We start from the raw sequence: 18505 nt of genomic DNA on the forward strand, positions 1-18505 counted from the left end.
CGGTCTTTGGTAGTTCAAGCTTACGGGAGGGTTCTGCGGATAACCAAATCGGGCTAGCTTCTGCTGGGTCCCAGGTCCGGCAGTTCCTTCTGCCAGATCCCGGTGACTCCCGCCGTCGTGAACCCGAGCTGGCGGTTGACGGTGAGCAGGTACCGGTTTTCCGGTGCATTCCACGTGTAGATCACCCGCGCATCGGGGAACTGTTCGGTAAGGCGCTCCATGTTGGCCACCTTGATGAGCAGGCCGAGCTTGTTGCCGCGGTGCGCCTGCAGCACCACCGTGTCGTCCTGGAAGACGACGTCCTGCCGCTGCGCCAGGACGCTGATAGTGGTCAGCCCCACGAGCGTCTCCGTGGCGATATGTTCGACGGCGGTCACCACCGTGCGCCGTCCCTGGGAGATGGTGACTTCCTCGGCTTCACGCAGGATCCTGGCGTCGACAACCATGCTGTCGTCGTCCGCCGGCCCGGCGTCACCGCCGGCCTGGTTTTCGAGCGCAGCGACCGCTTCCAGCCAGCGCTCCGGGCAGCGGTCGGTCCAGTGGTGCAGGCGGTAGCGGCCGTTGTTGGCCTCCTGCGCCTCCGCCTCTAGCTCGGCCACAAGCTTGCTGTCCAGCGGCAGCGCGCACGAGCTGAACTGTTCAATGTGCTGCAGCGTATACCCTGTGCGCTGGGCGAAATCCACCTCGCGGCTGCCCAGCGGCACATACCCCTGGCCCGATCCGGGCACCAGCTGCTCGGGCGCGAATTCGTGCAGGGAGGCGCCGGGGTGGTTGGTGTCCACCAGGATCATGGTGCGGCCCTCCTCCCGGGCGAAGTGCTCGGCGGCCTCCAGCAGCTGCCTGCCCACGCCCTGGCGCTGGTATTCGGGCAGGATGTCCAGCGTAAATTCGGCAAGGTCCAGGTTGTCAGTGAGGGGAAGGGCGATGTCTACGGTGCCCACGATCTCGTCGCCGATCTTCGCCACGAGAATCACCTGGCGCTCGTACGGGTCGTCCAGTTCGAGAAGCTTTTCCAACGGCGTGTAGGCGAGGTCGTCACTGCCCCAGGTATCCATGCGGACCTTGCGCCCCACCTCCACTGCGGCGAGGAAGTCCGCTGCGTCGGCAGCGTCCACGGAGTCAGGAATCCACAGCCGCTCGATCCGCACCTCTATTGCCATCATCCCCAGCCGTTTCCGCCGCTTGCCCTGAAGGCAGCGGGCTTGAGTCCATGCGGTGTATCCGTCGCCAGCATATGCCGGTTAACGCCGGCGCTGCCACTCGCCGTCATACCCTGCCGCGCGGAAGCCCAGGGCTACATTGATGGCCAGCATATGGTCATTCTCCGCGGCATTGAATGTCAGGACCCGTTCCACCTCGGGATGGTCCTTCTGCAGGCGCCGGAGGTTGAGCACCTTGACCAGCATCCCCAGCCGGTGCCCGCGGTGTGCCTGGGCCACGAGCGTGTCGTCCTGCTCTGCCAACCACGGTTTTTCGTCCGAGTGCTGCAGCACCGAGTAGGCGGCCAGCTCGCCGCTCGACTTGTGCCGGGCCACTGCCACCAGCGACTCCAGGCCCGTCCGCTTCCACTCATCCTCGACGTGCCGGACGCGCGGGGCGTCCCACACTTCGGCGTCGTAGTGCAGCGCCCCTGCCGGGGTGTCCGTGCTCATTTTGGACATGAGCACTGCATCTCTTCGACGTACTCATCCGGACAGCGGTCGGTCCAGCCGAGAATCTCGTACTGGTCCCCCGCGATGCGCGCTGCCTCGCCTTCCAGCGCGTCAAGGACACCGTCCGACGGCGGCATGTCCAGTGCGCTGAAACGCGTCACCTGCTCGAGCGTGTAACCGGCCGCCGCGGCGAACCGTACGCCGCGGGCCGCGGCCGGGACCCCGCCCGTCCCCGTTCCGGGCCGGAGGATTCCCGGCCCGTCAGGATCGAACCCGGGCGCGTGCTCGGTGAAGGATTGCAGGGTGCTGCGGCCGTTCTCCCCTGCCACCGCCTCTGCGTGCCGCAGCAGAGCCTGGCCGATGCCGCGACCGCTGTACCCGTCGAGGACGTCCACCCTGAGGAACGCATCCTGGAGGTTCTCCCTTTGGGTAAGCCGCACCCAGGACCTTGCCACCATGCGGCCGTCCAGCCGTACGAAGAAGAGCCGCAGCTTCTCGTAGTCGTCGTCGCGCCACGCCTCCAGCCTGGCCCTGCGGGGCGTTGCCCGGTCCAGGTTGCCCCAGGTCTCCAGCACCAGGGCGTCGCTGAGGTCGCTGAATTCGAGGAAGTCTGTGGCGTCGGGCGCGTCAAGCGACGCAGGCAGGACCAGCGGCTCGATCCGGTAGGAGGGCGTCGTCACCGGATCAGCCTAGCCGCAACGCCCCGAGTCCAACAGAGCGAGCCGACGCGCCTGACGGGAGTCCCGCCGTCGTACTTCAGGGGTAACGAAAAGGGCCGCAGCAATGCAAAAGGACCGCCCGGCACATGCCGGACGGTCCTTTTGCTGCTGGCCGGATATCCGGCCGCAGGTTCGCGAGGGTTACGCCTCGATGAGAACCTTGGTGACGTTGGGGTCAACGGAGATGCCGGGACCGAACGTGGTGGCAACCGTTGCCTTCTGGATGTAGCGGCCCTTGGAAGCGGACGGCTTCAGGCGGAGCACCTCTTCGAGGGCAGCGGCGTAGTTCTCGGCCAGCTTGGTGGCGTCAAACGAAACCTTGCCGATGATGAAGTGCAGGTTGGAGTGCTTGTCGACGCGGAAGTCGATCTTGCCGCCCTTGATGTCGTTGACAGCCTTGGTGACATCGGGGGTGACGGTGCCGGTCTTCGGGTTCGGCATCAGGTTACGCGGACCCAGGACCTTACCGAGGCGGCCAACCTTGCCCATGAGGTCAGGGGTGGCAACGGCTGCGTCGAAGTCAGTCCAACCGCCGGCGATCTTTTCGATCAGGTCGTCCGAACCAACGAAGTCGGCGCCGGCAGCGATTGCTGCTTCAGCCTTCTCGCCCGTGGCGAACACGAGGACGCGGGCGGTCTTACCGGTGCCGTGCGGCAGGTTGACGGTGCCGCGGACCATCTGGTCCGCCTTGCGGGGGTCAACGCCCAGGCGGAAGGCGACCTCAACGGTGGCGTCGAACTTGGACGGGTTGGTGTCCTTGGCGAGCGTCACTGCCTCGAACGGCGCGTAGAACTTCTCCGCGTCGATCTTGGCTGCGGCTGCCTCGTATGCTTTGCTGCGCTTTGCCATGCTGCTTATTTCTCCTTGTGCAGTTGTGGTCTGCGGACCGCGCTGGGCCCTGCCACAGCCGCGAGTCCGACTGTTCTTATCCGTGCGGACTTGCGGCATTTCAATGTTTCAGTGGTGCCGGTTTCCCGGCGGTGCTGCCCGGCGTCGTTCCCGGTTTCCCGGATCCGGCGCCGCATCAGCGGGGAATTAACCCTCGACGGTGATGCCCATGGAGCGGGCGGTGCCGGCGATGATCTTCGCTGCGCCTTCGAGGCTGGTGGCGTTGAGGTCTTCCATCTTGGTGGAAGCGATCTCGTTGACCTGGGCCTGGGTCAGCTTGGCAACCTTGACGGTGTGCGGGGTAGCCGAACCCTTGGCGACGCCTGCAGCCTTCTTGATGAGCTCTGCAGCCGGCGGGGTCTTGGTGATGAACGTGAACGAACGGTCTTCGTAGACGGTGATTTCAACCGGAATAACGTTGCCGCGCTGGGCTTCCGTCGCGGCGTTGTACGCCTTGCAGAATTCCATGATGTTGACACCGTGCTGGCCAAGCGCAGGACCGATCGGCGGGGCCGGGTTAGCGGCACCTGCCTGGATCTGCAGCTTGATGAGGCCGGTGACCTTCTTCTTGGGAGCCAATGTAGGGTCCTTCTCTCAAATGCGTCCTGGGACACAGGAGCGTGCCTCAGGTGGTTGACCGCCATGGCGAGGCGGTCGGCCGTTCCGGAACTGCTAAAGCGGGCCGCTCCGGAGCGAAATCTGGGGTGATCAGCTAGATCTTGGTGACCTGGTTGAAGGCCAGCGTGACCGGGGTCTCGCGTTCGAAGATGGACACCAGAACCACGAGGGTCTGGGAATCCACCTTGATCTCGGAGATCGTGGCGGGCAGGGTCTCGAACGGGCCCTCCTTGACGATGACCGATTCGCCGACCTCGAAGTCGACATTCACCGGAGCGGCAGCCTGCTTGGTGGGCTTGCCCTTCTCGGCCTGTTCCTCTTCGAAGACCGGGGCCAGCATGGAGAAGACCTCGTCGAGGCGCAGCGGCACGGGGTTGTGGGCGTTGCCCACGAAGCCGGTGACACCCGGGGTGTGGCGGACGGCGCCCCACGAGGCGTCGGTCAGGTCCATGCGGACCAGCACGTAGCCGGGGATGCGGACGCGGTTGATGACCTTACGCTGAGCGTTCTTGATCTCAACGACTTCCTCCATCGGAACCTGGATTTCGAAGATGTAATCTTCCATGTCCAGGGTCTGGATGCGGGTCTCAAGGTTGGCCTTGACGCGGTTTTCGTAGCCGGCGTAGGAGTGGATGACGTACCAGTCACCCTCCTGGCGGCGCAGCTTGGACTTGAACTCTTCGGCCGGGTCGGTGGCCTGGGCGGCGGCAGCGGCCAGGACGTCGGTCCCTTCGGCGCCTTCCTCGGCGTCCTCTCTCCGGTCACGTCGTCGGCGTCGTCAGCGTCGGTCTCGTCGTCGGCGTCGGTCTCAGCGTCGTCTTCAAAATCGGCGTCGCCTTCGGAATCGGGCGCAGCAGACTCAACCTCGGAGCCCTCAGCGGACTCAGCCGCGGGGTTCTGGGTTTCATCCAGCTCAGTCTCAGTTACCTCGAGCTCCTGCTCAGACACTTGGTCTCCTGCTTCCTCATTGCCTAATTGCCTATTTAAATGGCTCAATTCCGCACACCCCGCAGCTCCTTGCCGAAATCCGGCCGGGGAGCCCACGCAGTCTGCGGACCGATCGCCTTAGCTGTCCGTGGCGCCTGTACCGCTGAAGACCCAGCTCACCGCGCTGCCGAACGCCAGGTCCAGCAGAGTGACGATCACCATCATGATGACTACGAATACGAGCACCACGAGCGTGTAGTTGATCAGTTCCTTGCGGGTGGGGGCAACGACCTTCTTCAGTTCGCCAATGACCTGGCGGATGAAGAGTGCGATGCGAGCGAAGAAGCCAGCCTTGGCGGCCTTCTTTGCGGGGCGGCCCTTGGAGCTGCTTGCAGCTGTTTCGGTCACCTGTTCCTCACTCATCCTCGCAAGTCGGATTACCCGGCTCTGAACTGAACCTTTGATTGCTGCGCTTGCTCCGGCTTTTCGCCGGAACAGCCTGCGCAGGGCAGACAGGACTCGAACCTGCAACCTGCGGTTTTGGAGACCGCTGCGCTACCAATTGCGCCACTACCCTATGGATCAAAAACCGATGAGGCCGCACTTTCCCCAAGGCCATCTGGGGCGCACGTCATCATCCGTGTTTCAACACCGGAGAACTAGTCTACGCAACAACTGCGCTTACGTCGAACCAGCCTCATTTCGGACCGTTTTCAGCTTCTGGATCCGCGCTGCACCGCAGTCACAAATCCGTGTTCCACCTCGAACGATCCGGTGAACAGCATAGAGTAGATTTCGTCGAAATCCACCATTCAGCTCACCAGCTGCAAGCGAAGAACGGACCTGCCATGTCTTCCGCCCGCGTTTCCCAACGCATTTCCGCCATTGCCGAATCCGCCACCCTGGCTGTCGACGCCAAGGCCAAGGCGCTGAAGGCGGCCGGCCGGCCGGTGATTGGCTTCGGTGCAGGCGAGCCCGACTTCCCCACCCCGGACTACATCGTCCAGGCCGCCATCGACGCCGCCAGCCAGCCGAAGTATCACCGCTACTCCCCCGCTGCCGGCCTGCCCGAGCTGAAGAAGGCTATTGCCGAGAAGACGTTCCGGGACTCCGGCTACAAGGCCGACCCGTCCCAAGTGCTGGTCACGAACGGCGGCAAGCAGGCCGTCTACAACACGTTCGCCACGCTCGTGGATCCGGGCGACGAAGTGATCGTGCCCACGCCGTTCTGGACCACCTACCCCGAGGCCATCCGTCTCGCCGGCGGCGTCCCGGTGGAGGTCTTTGCCGGCCCGGAGCAGGACTACCTGGTGACCGTGGAGCAGCTCGAAGCGGCCGTCACGGACCGCACGAAGATCCTGCTGTTCGTGTCGCCGTCGAACCCCACCGGCTCCGTCTACTCGCCCGAGCAGGTCGCCGAAATCGGCAAGTGGGCTGCCGCCAAGGGTCTGTGGGTTGTCACCGACGAGATCTACGAGCACCTGACGTACGACGGTGTGCCCTTCACCTCTATCGCCACCGCCGCCCCCGAACTGGGTGACAAGGTAGTGATCCTGAACGGTGTTGCCAAGACCTATGCGATGACCGGCTGGCGTGTGGGCTGGATGATCGGACCCGCCGACGTCATCAAGGCCGCCACCAACCTGCAGTCGCACGCCACGTCCAACGTGTCCAACATCCCGCAGATCGCCGCCCTGGCAGCAGTCTCCGGTCCGCTCACCGCGGTGGACGAGATGAAGGTCGCCTTCGACCGCCGCCGGAAGGCCATCGTGGATGGGCTCAACGCAATCGAGGGCGTTGAATGCCCGACGCCGAAGGGTGCCTTTTACGTGTACGCGGACGTCCGCGCGCTGCTGGGTAAGGAATTCCCGACGGCGAACGGTACGGTCCGCCCGGAGACCTCGGCCGCGCTTGCCGCGCTGATCCTGGACGAGGTGGAGGTCGCCGTGGTTCCCGGTGAGGCCTTCGGCCCGTCCGGCTTCCTGCGCCTGTCCTACGCCCTGGGCGATGAAGACCTCGCCACCGGCGTCGGCCGCCTCCAGGACTTCCTCGGCAAGGCGCAGTAACCCCAGACGCTTCCTCACGTCCTGCAGGAAAACCACGGACCCTCCCTCAGATCCTGCAGAAAAAACCCAAACGCTTCCGCACCGAAAAAAGTGCGGAAGCGTTTGGCCTTTAATCGAGGACGTGACGGGCGTGATCGGAAGGTTGCCAGGTTTCTTCTGGGGGAACCCCACCTGGCCACTCTGGCCGGGAGCAACAGCCACACCGACTCCCGAATCCGTGCGAGGACGGTGAAGACTAAGGCCGCCTACGTGGCTGCCGGTGGCAATCCAGAGGGAACCAGCGACCTGTTGTTCGGCCAAGTGATCGGCGAGACCATGCCTGACGGCCCCTGGAAGTGGCCCACTCCCAGCGGCAGCAGTGAGTAACCGGCCGGACGTGAGGAAGCGTTTGGGAGACGGCGACGGGAACTGAGGAAGCGTTCGGGAGAAGGCGACAGGAACTGAGGAAGCGTTTGGGAGACGGCGACGGGAACTGAGGAAGCGTTGGGGCCTAGAGGAGGCGGCGCTCTGCGGCCCACTTGGTCAGTTCGTGGCGGCTGGACAACTGCAGCTTCCGGAGCACGGCCGAGACATGGGTTTCCACGGTCTTGATCGAGATGAACAGCTCCTTGGCCACCTCCTTGTAGCTGTAACCCCGGGCGATCAGCCGCATCACCTCGAGTTCCCTGGCTGAGAGTTTGTCCAGTTCATCGTCGGCGATGTCTGCCGGGGCGGTGCCGAAGGCGTCCAGGACAAAGCCTGCCAGGCGTGGGGAGAATACGGCGTCGCCACCGGCAACCCGGAACACGGCGTCGGTGATCTCCGCGCCGGAAATCGTCTTCGTAACATAGCCGCGGGCACCGGCCCGGATGACGGCCACGACGTCTTCGGCCGCATCGGAGACACTAAGGGCAAGGAAACGCGTGGTTCCCAGGAGCGCCGCGGACCCTGTGATGACTTCCCGCCCGCCCCCGCCGCGGCCGCCGGGCAGGTGCACATCCAACAGCACGACGTCGGGCCGTGCTGCGGCAATAACCTCGATGGCCTGTTCCACGGTGCCGGCCTCGCCGACCACCACCACGCTCGGGTCGAGGTCAGCCTTGAGGCCGGACCGGAAAATCCCGTGGTCATCCACGATCACAACCCGCACGGTTCTTCCCGCCGCGGCTGCCCCTGCTGGTGTACTCATGATTTTTCTTCCCCGTTGTCCGCGACGTCCGCAGGCAGCCTGAGGCGCACCTCTGTGCCGTCGGGTCCGCTGTTGATTGCGGCGTTGCCGCCGTGCCGTTTCATCCGGCCAATGATTGATTCCCGCACGCCCAGCCTGTCGTGCGGGACTGCGCTCAGTTCGAAGCCCGGGCCGCGGTCCTTGACGAAGACTTCCGCGCCGCCGCGGGACACCTCCAGATAGACAGAGACGGGACCGCCGCCGTGGCGGGCAGCGTTCAGCATGGCCTCGCGGCTGGCCTGGACCAGCGCCTCATGGCGCTCGGTCATCTCCGTGTCGCCCACGGTCACGACGTCGACGGCGTTTCCGAGCCCGTCCTCCACCTCCGCAGCGGCGGCCTTGATCCGGTCCGAGAGCTGGCCGGCATCTCGGGCTGGGTCTTTGAAGAGCCAGCCCCGCAGCTCGCGCTCCTGCGCCCTCGCCAGGCGGACGACGTCGTGCTCGTTGCCGGCACGGCGCTGGATCAGGGCAAGGGTCTGGAGCACGGAGTCGTGCAGGTGGGCGGCGATCTCGGCCCGCTCCGTCTCCCGCACGCGGCCGGCCCGTTCTGTCTCCAGGTCGCGCCAGAACTTCAGGCCCCAGGGCAGCAGCACCAGCGCCACGCCGCCCAGCACAGCCACGGACGCGAGCAGCGCGAGCCAGGTCTGCTGCCATGACCCCGACCCGGAGACCATGACCAGAACCCCGGCTACCACCAGCGCGAGGCCCGCTGCCAGCCGCGCCCATCCACCGGCCTGGTCCGCCTTGGTTTTATCGACGAGCCCGGCCCGGCGGGTTTCATCCAGTTGCATCCAAGCAATGGCCGCGCCGCCGAGTATGGCCGCCGCCGGGATCAGTGTGCCCAGGGGCACTTCCACGCCCAGCAGCCTGGCGATCAGGATCGCGGCGACGAGCAGGAGCCCGGCGCCCAGCAGGATCTCCTTGCCGTAGCGCATGCCCCGGATCCGGAACCATGTGCCGCCGGGAGCGGCGGCAGTCGCGGGGGGCCGGGAATCGGTGCCGGCGTCGTACTCCCCCGCGGGCGGGGGGACGGCGGAGAACGAAGGAACAGGGCCCGGGAAAGGACCAGAGCCCGGGAAAGGGGCGGGGGCCGGGCCGGACTGGAGGCTCACCGGGGGAAGGCTCACGGCGGGGGCAATGGGCGACGCCGGACGGCGGGCATTGCGCTTGGCGTTCTCGTCCGCGGTGGGAACCATGATCCACAGCCATGCGTAGAACGCGAGCCCTGCGCCCCCGGCGAAAGCAGCCACCACCATGCCGATCCGGACCATGCGCACCGGCCAGCCAAGATGAACCGCCAGGCCGGAGCAGACGCCGGCGATCAGGCGGTCGCTGCTGCGGACCAGAGGCGGGCGGACAGGAGCTGCGGTCATGCATCAATCCAAACACGGATCAGGGTTCCCGGGTCCCGTTGTGAGGGTGAACCCGGGGTAAGTCAGGGACAGCTCAGGGTGTTCCCCAATAGAGGACTGACCAGCACAAACGGCAGTATCGAAGTATGAACTCGCAGAACCCCAACCCCAATGAAGGCCAGCAGCCGGGCACCCCGTCCGAGGGCAGCACCGGCCAGGATCCGGAGCACCCCGTCGGACCGGACAACACAGAACCGGCCACCCACACGGAACCGGAAAACACCGGGCCGGCAAAACCCACGGAACCGGCAAACACAGCGCCAACGAACCACACAGAGCCGGAAAACCCCACTGAACCGCTGTTCCCGCCACCCGCACACCGCGCTCCCGCGTATTCAGCTCCCGGTTACGGCCGGCCCGCCCAGCCGCTGAACTTCTTCGGCTGGATCCGTAGCCACGGCGTACACCGGGGACGCGACCGCTGGATCGGCGGCGTCTCGGGCGGCATCGCGGAACGGATGGGCATCGATCCACTGATCGTGCGCGGCATTTTCATCGTGCTGACGCTGTTCGCAGGAATCGGCGTCCTCCTATACGGCCTCGGCTGGGCCCTGCTGCCCGAGCCCGACGGCCGGATTCACACTCAGGAGGCGGGCACCGGCCGCTGGAGCACCGGTATGACGGGCGCGCTCATCACCTCGATCGTCGGCCTCACCGGCATGGGCGGCGGGTTCTGGGGGTGGGGCCACGACGGCTTCGGCTTCTTCTGGGCCCTGTTCTGGATCGGCGGCGTCATCTACCTCATCTACTTCCTGACGCAGCGCAACAAGAACCGCACCGGTGCAACGGTGAACGGCACCACCGGGGGCGGGACGCCCTACGGCTACGCAACCCCCGGCAACGCACCAGCGAATGCCGCCGCGGGATCCGCCACATCACCGTTCACGGCGTCATCCTTCGCTGCCGGCAGCCATGGGCCAACCCAGCCCTACACGGTACCGCCGACTCCGGACGCCATCCCGTCCTACGGCGTCAATGAACCGTACGGCTCCGCAACCCCCACAGGCCCCTACAGCGGCGGCCTTCCGCCGCGCCGGCCCGCTCCGGTCCCTTCCCCGGTCCCGGCGCCCAAGCCGAGGCCGAGCGGCCCGGGCGCGCCGGCCGTAGCCATCACCGCCGGACTGGCGCTGCTGGCGGGCGGCACGCTCAAAGCGCTCGACGCCGGCAACCTGATTGATCTCGGCGAGTCGGCCAACGCCGTGGTCTGGGCAGCCGGTGCAGCGGTCCTTGGGCTAGGCATCCTGCTGGCCGGGATGCGCGGCAGGACCTCGGGCGTCCTCGGGTTCTTTGCCGTGGTGGCGCTCATCGTGGGTGGCATCTTCAGCGCCGTGCCCAACGGTGACCGGTTCCGCTTCCAGAATGCGGACTGGAATCCCGTCACCATCGAGCAGGCCCGCCAGGGCTTCCAGATCACCGGAGGCCGCGGAACTGTCGACCTGACCGGCCTGAACCTGAACCCGCCGCTGGGCACCGACGTCGTGATCCCCCTGGACGCCACAGCCAGCAACGTGACGGTCATCATTCCGCGCAGCGTGCCGGTGGATGTCCGCGCCGACATGACCCTGGGCAACCTGAACGAGGGCACAGACAGTCGGAGCGGCATCACGTCCCGGCAAAGCAGCTACAACTCGGACAAGCCCGGCGCCAAGCTGATTCTCCAGATCGACGGCACCGTGAGCAACATCGCCATCCAGGAAGGAAACTGACATGAGCAGTTTTGATCCGGCACCGGACACCAACCCTGTGCCCAAACCGTCCACCGGGGCCCCGGACGAAACCGCCGAAGCGCCGGCCCGCGTAGGCACCATCGTCTGGGGGCTGGTGGTCGTCGCCCTGGCCGTGCTGATCGTCATCTCCCAGCTGGGGATCGTGGTCCTGAACGGGACATATGTGCTGATCGGCCTGATGATCGGGGCCGGGGCCGCCCTGGTGGTCGGCGGGCTGCTCTCAGCACGGAAACGTGACAACAGCGCAACAAACGGGAAGTCTTAAGCCATGGAAAAGTTCTACAGCATTGTCAGGGGCCTTGGCCTGAAGCGCGGACCGCAGCGCTGGTTGGGCGGTGTGTGCGGCGGTATAGCCGAGAAACTGAACGTGGATGTGGCATTCGTCCGGATCGGCTTCCTCCTCTTCTGCCTGCTGCCCGGACCGGCCATCGTGTTCTACCTCGCGGCGTGGCTGATCCTGCCGGACCAGAACAACACGATTCCCCTTGAATCCTTCCTCGAAAAGCGCGGCACGGGCCGATAGTGACCGCCCCGGGCCGGCAGCCGCCGTCGTCCGTCATGCAGTGCCCCCGTTCCCGCCGGAACGGGGCACTCTGCTGTCCCGCACCATGCCGGCCCTGGCGTCCGGGGTTCCCGGCCATGTAACCGTTTGTGTCCTACCCCACACTCCCCACTAGAATCTCTAATTGAGCTCAGCGTGGCGCTCTGCCCGTAAAACCTTCGAACCAGGATTTGAGCCAAGAAAATGAAAATCGGAATCCTCACCAGCGGCGGCGACTGCCCCGGACTGAACGCGGTTATCCGCGGCGCCGTCCTCAAAGGCATTGCCATCCATGGCCACGAATTCGTGGGGTTCCTCGACGGTTGGCGCGGGGTGGTGGAGGGTGACGTCATCCCCATTCCGCGTACGCTTGTCCGCGGTATTGCCAAGCAGGGCGGCACCATCCTGGGAACGTCGCGGACCAACCCGTTCGAGAACGGCGGCGGACCCGACGTCATTAAGGCCCACTTGGAGCGGCTGGGGATCGACGCCATCATCGCAATCGGCGGCGAAGGAACCCTCGCGGCCGCCAAGCGCCTCACTGACGCCGGCCTGAAGATCGTCGGCGTTCCCAAGACGGTTGACAACGACCTCGACGCCACGGACTACACCTTCGGCTTCGATACGGCCGTGCAGATCGCCACCGAGGCAATCGACCGGCTGCGGACCACCGGCGAGTCCCACCACCGCTGCATGATCGCCGAGGTCATGGGCCGCCACGTCGGCTGGATCGCCCTGCACGCTGGCATGGCCTCCGGCGCCCATGCCATTCTGATTCCGGAGCAGAAGACCAGCATCGAGCAGATCACTAAATGGGTGACCGAGGCCCATGACCGTGGCCGTGCCCCGCTCGTCGTTGTGGCCGAAGGGTTCGTGCCGGAGCACATGGAATCGCCCCACTCCGAACGCGGCCTGGACACCTTCGGCCGTCCCCGGCTGGGCGGCATCGCCGACCAGCTGGCACCGGAGATCGAAGCCCGGACCGGCATCGAGACCCGCGCCACCATCCTGGGCCATATCCAACGCGGCGGCGTTCCCTCCGCTTTCGACCGCGTGCTGGCCACCCGCCTGGGCATGGCCGCCGTCGATTCCGTGGTCGAGGGCCGCTGGGGCACCATGGTCTCGCTCAACGGCACCGACATTGACCACGTTGGCTTCGAAGCCGCGCTGGGCAAGCTGAAGGTCGTTCCGCAGCACCGCTACGACGAGGCCGCGGTCCTCTTCGGCTAAGCCCGCTCCCCCGGCTGGCTTCTCTCGGCGCCAACGAACAGCGCGAACGTACAGTTGTGGCCCCTGATTCTCCGGAGTCAGGGGCCACAACTGTCCGTTCGCGCCTGAGGGGCGGCAGGGATCGGTAGGCTGGGATCATGAGTCTTGACCCCGGATCCGTCGCCATCATCCAGCTTGCCTGGGCGCGCCGCCTGGGGCTCGACGACGGCGCTTTCGCCCGCGCCCTGGAAACCGGCGAGCGGATCACCAGGGTTGACGACTCCGCGCACTCGGTCGAGTTCGTGCGCCTGTTCGGCAGCTCGGCCCTGGTGGGTCCTGAGTGGGCCCTGGATGCCGCGGCAGGCATTTCGGATGAGGAGATGGCCCAGCATGTCACCCTGCTGACCATCACCCGGACGCACGGGGGCCACGGCCAGGGCTCGGCGGCGCTCTTCTTCGCCGACGACCTGCCGCTGCTGCAGTCCGCGGAGGAGCTGACCGTGTCGCACGGCAACCCGGAGGCCATCGAACTTGAGGGTCTGTGCCCGCCCGATGACGTGAACGAGGTGGGCCTGTCCGACCTCGAGAACCGCTACACCATCATTCACGACGACGAGGGGCAGCGGGTGCCCGTGGCCTGCGGCGCCTACTCGGAATGGGAAGGCATCCTGGCCCACATGGGGGTTCTCGTGGCCCCCGAGTGGCGGCGCCGCGGACTGGGATCGCTCGCGGCCTCGGTGGCCGCCCACGAAGCCCTGGCCTCCGGGCTCACGCTGCAGTGGCGCACCGACGTCAGCAACAAGGGCTCACTGGCGACGGCACGCAGCCTGGGCTTTTCCACCGGCGGCATCCAAACCAGCGTGCTGCTCGGCCAAAAGCGTTAGCGCGTCGCCGCCTCCGCGTCCTGGCCGGCAGCGGGCCGCTGCCCACCCCAGCCCTGGACCGCCTTAGGCCGGGCGAAGAACAGGGCCACCGCGGCGCCGAGCACAATCACTGCCGCAGGCAGCATGATCGACTGGCCCATCGCCGTCGCGAAGCCGTCATGCAGGGCGGGAGGCAACTGGCCGCCGAAGCCACCGGCCTCACCCGTACCGCCGGGCGTCCCGCCGGGTGCCGCCGGAAGTTCCGCCGCAAGCCTGGCCTGCATGAGGACGGCTATGGCGGCACTGCCGAGGACGGCACCGATCTGCCGCGTGGTGTTGTAGACCCCCGCACCCGCCCCTGCCTGCCGCATCGGCAGGTTGCGCGTGGCGGTGGAGCTCAAGGGTGCCCAGATGCCTGCGTTCGCGAAGCCGAGCACAGCGCTGGGCAGCAGGAACAGCCACACAGGAGTGTCCGGATGCATGAGTGCTGAGTTCCAGAACAGCGCCACCGCCATGAGGAGCAGGCCGGTGGACGTGATGTATTTGGGGTTCACCCGGTCAATGATCTTGCCCACCAAGGGCGCCAGCCCGCCGGAAATCAGCGCCATGGGCGCCATCATCAGGGCAGACTGGGTAGGCGTCATGTCCCGCACGATCTGGTAGTAGAAGATGAGCGGCAGGCCAAAAGCCGTGACACTGAATCCCACGGTGGTGATCCCGATGTTCGCCAGCGAGAAGTTGCGGTCCCGGAAGAGCGCCAGCGGAAGCAGCGGCTCACCCTTGTTGGCCGCCTGCCAGCCGACAAAAAGCGCCAGCACCACGATGCCGCTGATGATCAGCCCCCACACTGTCACCGGCCCCGTGATGGTTCCCCAGTCGTACGTCTCGCCTTCCTGGATGCCAAAGACCAAGAGGAAAAGCCCGACGGCGCTGAGCACCACGCCCGGGATGTCGAACCGGTGCGGGTGGGTGGTGAGGGACGGAACGAAGCGCCAGGCAAGGATGAAGCCCACGATCCCGATGGGCACGTTGATGAAGAAGATCCACTCCCAGCCAAGGCCGTCCACGAGCACACCGCCCAGGATGGGGCCGACGAGTGTCGCCACACCGGCGGTGGCACCCCACAGGCCCATGGCGGCGCCGCGCCCGTCCGGCGGGAAGATCCTGGTGATCACGGCCATGGTCTGCGGGGCCATCAGCGCTGCGCCGAGGCCCTGCAGGACGCGGGCGGCGATGAGCACGCCCACGGTGCCGGACAGCCCGCACCACAGCGACGCGAGGGTGAACACCACGAGGCCTGCGAGGTACAGCCGCTTGGGTCCGAACCTGTCGCCGAGCCTGCCGGTGATCAGCAGCGGCACAGCATACGCCAGCAGATAGGCGCTGGTGACCCAGATGACGGCGTTGATGTCCGTACCCAGCCCCTCCATGATCCGCGGGTTGGCCACCGAAACGATCGTCGTGTCGATCAGGATCATGAAGAACCCGATGACGAGGGACCAGAGTGCAGGCCAGGGCCTGCTGACATTCTCCAAAATGCCTAGCCCAGCAATTCCAGGATGTCGTCGCGGGCGAACATCCGGGCGGCGTCACGTGCTGAGGGGGAACCGGCGTCGGGATCTGCTCCCGCGTCAACCAGCGCCCGGACGACGTCCGGGTAGCCCTTGAACACTGCGCCGGCCAGCGGGGTCTGTCCCCGGTCGTTGGCGGCATTGGCGTCGGCGCCGTGGTGCAGGATGAGCTGCACTGTCTCGGCGTGGCCGTGGTAGGCGGCAAGCATGACCAGCGAGTCGCCGGCGTGGTTGGTCAGCGTGGCCGGGGCGCCTGCGTTGAGGTAGCTGCGCAGCAACTCGGTGTCGCCCTTGCGGGCAGCGTCCAGGAGGGTACGCGCCAATTCGAGGGTTTCCTCGTCGGGCTGCTGCGAAGCGGGCTGCTCCGAAGCCCCGGCATCGGGTGCGGTGGAGTCTGTCATTTGTGGGTCCCCCTCAGAAATCCTGTCTGCCTTCCGACGACCTGTCCGGCGTCGGGCGCCACGATCACTTCCTGCGCGGCTGTGTACGGTTCATCCCCGTCCATTACCGTCAGTATTTCATCCGGGGCGACCGAACGCTTGATGACTGCCAGCGCGATCGGGCCCATCTCGTAGTGCTGCGCCACGGACGTCACGTTGCCCACCTTGCGCTCCCCGACCCGGACCTCGCTGCCGGCGGCCGGCAGGGTGTGCTGGGAACCGTCGAGCTGCAGGAACACGAGGCGCCGCGGCGGGTGGCCAAGGTTGTGTACGCGGGCGATCGTCTCCTGGCCCTTGTAGCAGCCCTTGGCCAGGTGCACGGCGGTGCGGAGCAGGTCCAGTTCATGCGGAATGGTCTTGTCGTCCGTTTCAGCGCCGAGCCTCGGACGCCAGGCGGCGACGCGCAGGGCTTCGGCGGAGAGGACGCCTGCGAGCTTGCGGTCCCCCACCGTCTCTTCGAGCTCCGCCGCCGGCACGAGGTATTCGAACCACGGGCGTTCGGCGCCGGGGTGGGTATCCTCCGGGACCACGGCGTATGAGTAGCCGCCGGCGCCGACGTGGGGCCAGGGGTCCTCCCACACCAGCAGGCCGGACCATTCGGGCACAGCCTTGGTGGATCCCACCACTGCCCACTCGGCCGACACGTCCGCTACCTCGACGCGGAGCATGAACTTCATCCTGGTCAGCCACTCGGCCAGGGGACCCGCTTCGGCCGCCTCGACGATCAGCCAGGTGGTCCCGCCGTCGTCCACCACGCGCGCATCAAACTCAATGCGGCCCTGGACACTCAGGAGCAGCAGCTCGCTGGACTCACCGGGCTGGAGATTGGTGAGCTGTTGGGAGGACAGCGTGTTGAGCCAGCTCAGCCGGTCCGGTCCGGTGACCGTCACCACGCCGCGGTGGGAAAGATCGACGACGGCGGTTCCGGCCGCCAGGGCGCGCTGCTCCCGTAGGGGTTCGCCGTAGTGGGATGCGACGCCGGCGTCGGCGCCTGCCGCTTCAACGGCGCCAGGGCGCGACAACAGAGGGCTCTTGGTAGTCATATGAAGGGGAACGTCCTTGGCTGGGAGGGTATTCCGGCCACCTAGCGGTACTCCGGGTTTTCGAAACCAAATTTGGTTCCGGCCTTCCATTCTTCCGGAAGGTTGCCGTAGGCGGGAATTCCGCCGGCGTCCTTGAGCGTCCGGGCCAGGTGCAGGAGGTTCCAGGTCATGAATGTGGTATTCCGGTTCGTAAAGTCACTCTCCGGGCCGCCCGATCCCTCATCGAGGTAGCTGGGTCCCGGCCCGACGGGGGCCGATCCAGCCGGCATCGGCCTGCGGCGGGATGGTGAAGCCGATGTGCTGCAGGCTGTAAAGGACGTTCATGGAACAGTGCTTGATGCCGTCCTCGTTGCCGGTGATCAGGCAGCCGCCCACCTTCGGGTAAAAGGCCCACTGGCCCTTCTCGTTGAGCTCGCCCGAATGGGCGTAGAGCCGCTCGATGAGCTTCTTGGTCTGCGAGGAGTTGTCCCCCAGCCAGATGGGTCCGGCCACCACCACGATGTCCGCTTCCTTGACGGCCGGGTACAGCTCGGGCCACTCATCAGTTCCCCAGCCGTGAACCCGCATGTCCGGGTACACGCCGCTGGCGATGTCGTGATCAACGGTACGGATGACCTGCGTGGCCACGCCCTGCTTTTCCATGATCAGCCGGCTCACCGTGATCAGGCCCTCGGTGTTGCTCTTCTCCGGCGAACGCTTGAGCGTGCCGTTGAAGTACACGGCTTTGAGGTCGCTGTAGTCAGCCGGGGGCTGGGACTCATCCATCGGACACTCCATCGGGTTGCTGCGGACTCAGGGTTGAAGACCTGAGGCCAAAGTAGCCGAAGGGAGGGCCAGCGAACAGTGCCGCGGAAGCAGCGGCGCGGAACAGCGGGTGGCTGCGGTCAGCTGACCTTTTTAAGGAACGCCGAGGCGTGCGCCTCGAGACCGTTGCCAGCCTGAGCAGCCGGTTCAGCAGCCGCGCCGGTTGCCGACGGGCGGCCGGTGGCCACGTCCCACCGCCAGAGCAGGTTGCCATCCACCAGCCCGAAGATCCGGGTTGCCGCACTGTAGTCCTTGGAGTGGCTGCCGCGCATCACCATGTCGGTGCTGAGCTGGATCTGCGGACCCCTGATCTGCCCGTAGTACAGCTCCGAAATGCCGCCCGGGTGGCTGATGGAGACCGAGATGTCGAAGCCGCCATCCTTGTTGCGGAGGGCCTCGACCTCGTCGGCGCTTTTCAGCACGGGCACGATGTCCCCGGGAACCAGGCCGGGGCCGCTGTCGGCCTCCAGCTGTTTGCGCTCCAGGGCCCAAAATCCGGTCTCTACAGTGAGCGGCCGGAGCTTGGTGCCGTCCTCGTCGGTCAGCCAGCTTTCCGCACGGTACTGCAGGTACGGCAGACCGTTGTGGGTGAAGGACACATGCTGCAGGAAGTGCTCTGAACCTTCATCTCCGGCCCCGAGCCGGCCACGGCCCTCCCACTCACCGATGAGCCAGGAGAGGGGAACCAGTTCGGGGGTCAGGTCTGTAGGAATTTCAATAGGCACAGCCGCTACCTCTCGAAACCGCTAAGCAGGGGTTACCGCTGTCCTTTGAACAGTCGGTAGACAACAAAACCGGCAAACCAGGCCATGGACAGG

At 66.1% G+C, this 18505-nt stretch carries 18 protein-coding genes, 1 tRNA gene and 2 pseudogenes; 6 read left to right on the forward strand and 15 right to left on the reverse strand.

Going from position 1 to position 18505, the window contains the following annotated elements; all coding sequences use genetic code 11:
• Nucleotides 1–53 precede the first annotated feature (53 nt).
• From QF036_RS19015 to QF036_RS19050, 8 genes and pseudogenes are all read right to left on the reverse strand, one after another.
• On the reverse strand, nt 54–1160 hold the full coding sequence (locus QF036_RS19015; protein WP_307106004.1) for a GNAT family N-acetyltransferase: 1107 nt from the start codon (nt 1158–1160) through the stop codon (nt 54–56).
• 81 nt (nt 1161–1241) lie between these two features.
• The gene (locus QF036_RS19020) at nt 1242–1661 is read right to left on the reverse strand and encodes a hypothetical protein (protein ID WP_307104333.1); all 420 of its coding nucleotides are present in this window, start codon (nt 1659–1661) and stop codon (nt 1242–1244) included.
• On the reverse strand, nt 1649–2332 hold the full coding sequence (locus QF036_RS19025) for a GNAT family N-acetyltransferase (protein WP_307104335.1): 684 nt from the start codon (nt 2330–2332) through the stop codon (nt 1649–1651). The genes QF036_RS19020 and QF036_RS19025 overlap by 13 nt, the downstream gene beginning before the upstream one ends.
• 180 nt (nt 2333–2512) lie before the next feature.
• Entirely contained in the window at nt 2513–3220 is a 708-nt protein-coding gene (gene rplA, locus QF036_RS19030; protein WP_003803842.1) for a 50S ribosomal protein L1, read from the reverse strand.
• Nucleotides 3221–3406: 186 nt separating this feature from the next.
• On the reverse strand, nt 3407–3838 hold the full coding sequence (gene rplK / locus QF036_RS19035; RefSeq protein WP_003803853.1) for a 50S ribosomal protein L11: 432 nt from the start codon (nt 3836–3838) through the stop codon (nt 3407–3409).
• Nucleotides 3839–3971: 133 nt separating this feature from the next.
• Nucleotides 3972–4825 (reverse strand): annotated as a pseudogene (gene nusG, locus QF036_RS19040) (transcription termination/antitermination protein NusG).
• Between the two features lie 117 nt (nt 4826–4942).
• Nucleotides 4943–5227: a preprotein translocase subunit SecE gene (secE, locus tag QF036_RS19045; protein WP_307104337.1), complete on the reverse strand. Its 285-nt coding sequence runs from the start codon at nt 5225–5227 to the stop codon at nt 4943–4945.
• An 81-nt stretch (nt 5228–5308) separates the two neighbouring features.
• A tRNA-Trp gene (locus tag QF036_RS19050) sits at nt 5309–5381 on the reverse strand.
• Nucleotides 5382–5652: 271 nt separating this feature from the next.
• Between QF036_RS19050 and QF036_RS19055 the strand changes: the two genes are divergently transcribed.
• Nucleotides 5653–6870, forward strand: coding sequence for a pyridoxal phosphate-dependent aminotransferase (locus tag QF036_RS19055; RefSeq protein ID WP_307104339.1), 1218 nt, complete (start codon nt 5653–5655; stop codon nt 6868–6870).
• A gap of 490 nt (nt 6871–7360) precedes the next feature.
• Here QF036_RS19055 and QF036_RS19060 read toward each other — a convergent pair whose 3' ends face one another.
• Both QF036_RS19060 and QF036_RS19065 read right to left on the reverse strand, forming a co-directional pair.
• Complete coding sequence (locus QF036_RS19060) at nt 7361–8038, reverse strand: LuxR C-terminal-related transcriptional regulator (RefSeq protein WP_307104341.1); 678 nt, start codon at nt 8036–8038, stop codon at nt 7361–7363.
• Complete coding sequence (locus QF036_RS19065) at nt 8035–9450, reverse strand: ATP-binding protein (RefSeq protein ID WP_307104342.1); 1416 nt, start codon at nt 9448–9450, stop codon at nt 8035–8037. Before QF036_RS19065 ends, QF036_RS19060 begins: the two co-directional genes overlap by 4 nt.
• A gap of 125 nt (nt 9451–9575) precedes the next feature.
• On the opposite strand from QF036_RS19065, the gene QF036_RS19070 reads away from it, so the two are divergent.
• The 5 genes from QF036_RS19070 (at nt 9576) to QF036_RS19090 (ending at nt 13850) form a co-directional block, all read left to right on the forward strand.
• Nucleotides 9576–11195, forward strand: coding sequence for a PspC domain-containing protein (locus QF036_RS19070; protein WP_307104344.1), 1620 nt, complete (start codon nt 9576–9578; stop codon nt 11193–11195).
• A 1-nt stretch (nt 11196) separates the two neighbouring features.
• Complete coding sequence (locus tag QF036_RS19075; protein WP_307104346.1) at nt 11197–11481, forward strand: hypothetical protein; 285 nt, start codon at nt 11197–11199, stop codon at nt 11479–11481.
• A gap of 3 nt (nt 11482–11484) precedes the next feature.
• Nucleotides 11485–11739 carry a PspC domain-containing protein gene (locus QF036_RS19080; protein WP_307104348.1) on the forward strand — a complete coding sequence of 85 codons (255 nt, stop codon included), beginning with the start codon at nt 11485–11487 and terminating at the stop codon, nt 11737–11739.
• A 222-nt stretch (nt 11740–11961) separates the two neighbouring features.
• Nucleotides 11962–12987, forward strand: a complete 1026-nt coding sequence (locus QF036_RS19085; protein WP_307104350.1) for a 6-phosphofructokinase — start codon at nt 11962–11964, stop codon at nt 12985–12987.
• 137 nt (nt 12988–13124) lie between these two features.
• Nucleotides 13125–13850: a GNAT family N-acetyltransferase gene (locus tag QF036_RS19090; protein ID WP_307104351.1), complete on the forward strand. Its 726-nt coding sequence runs from the start codon at nt 13125–13127 to the stop codon at nt 13848–13850.
• On the opposite strand, the gene QF036_RS19095 is transcribed toward QF036_RS19090, so the two are convergent.
• The 5 genes and pseudogenes from QF036_RS19095 to QF036_RS19115 form a co-directional block, all read right to left on the reverse strand.
• Nucleotides 13847–15364, reverse strand: a complete 1518-nt coding sequence (locus QF036_RS19095; RefSeq protein WP_307104353.1) for a DHA2 family efflux MFS transporter permease subunit — start codon at nt 15362–15364, stop codon at nt 13847–13849. The genes QF036_RS19090 and QF036_RS19095 overlap by 4 nt on opposite strands.
• Nucleotides 15365–15369: 5 nt before the next feature.
• A complete protein-coding gene (locus tag QF036_RS19100; protein WP_307104355.1) occupies nt 15370–15801 on the reverse strand; it encodes an ankyrin repeat domain-containing protein in 432 nt (143 codons plus the stop codon).
• Nucleotides 15798–16883, reverse strand: coding sequence for a CAF17-like 4Fe-4S cluster assembly/insertion protein YgfZ (gene ygfZ / locus QF036_RS19105; RefSeq protein WP_307104357.1), 1086 nt, complete (start codon nt 16881–16883; stop codon nt 15798–15800). The genes QF036_RS19100 and ygfZ overlap by 4 nt, the downstream gene beginning before the upstream one ends.
• A gap of 41 nt (nt 16884–16924) precedes the next feature.
• Nucleotides 16925–17648: pseudogene (locus QF036_RS19110) on the reverse strand (flavodoxin family protein).
• A 119-nt stretch (nt 17649–17767) separates the two neighbouring features.
• Complete coding sequence (locus tag QF036_RS19115; RefSeq protein ID WP_307104359.1) at nt 17768–18412, reverse strand: FABP family protein; 645 nt, start codon at nt 18410–18412, stop codon at nt 17768–17770.
• Nucleotides 18413–18505: the final 93 nt, after the last annotated feature.

The organism is Arthrobacter globiformis, from assembly GCF_030817195.1.
Taxonomy (GTDB): domain Bacteria; phylum Actinomycetota; class Actinomycetes; order Actinomycetales; family Micrococcaceae; genus Arthrobacter; species Arthrobacter globiformis_D.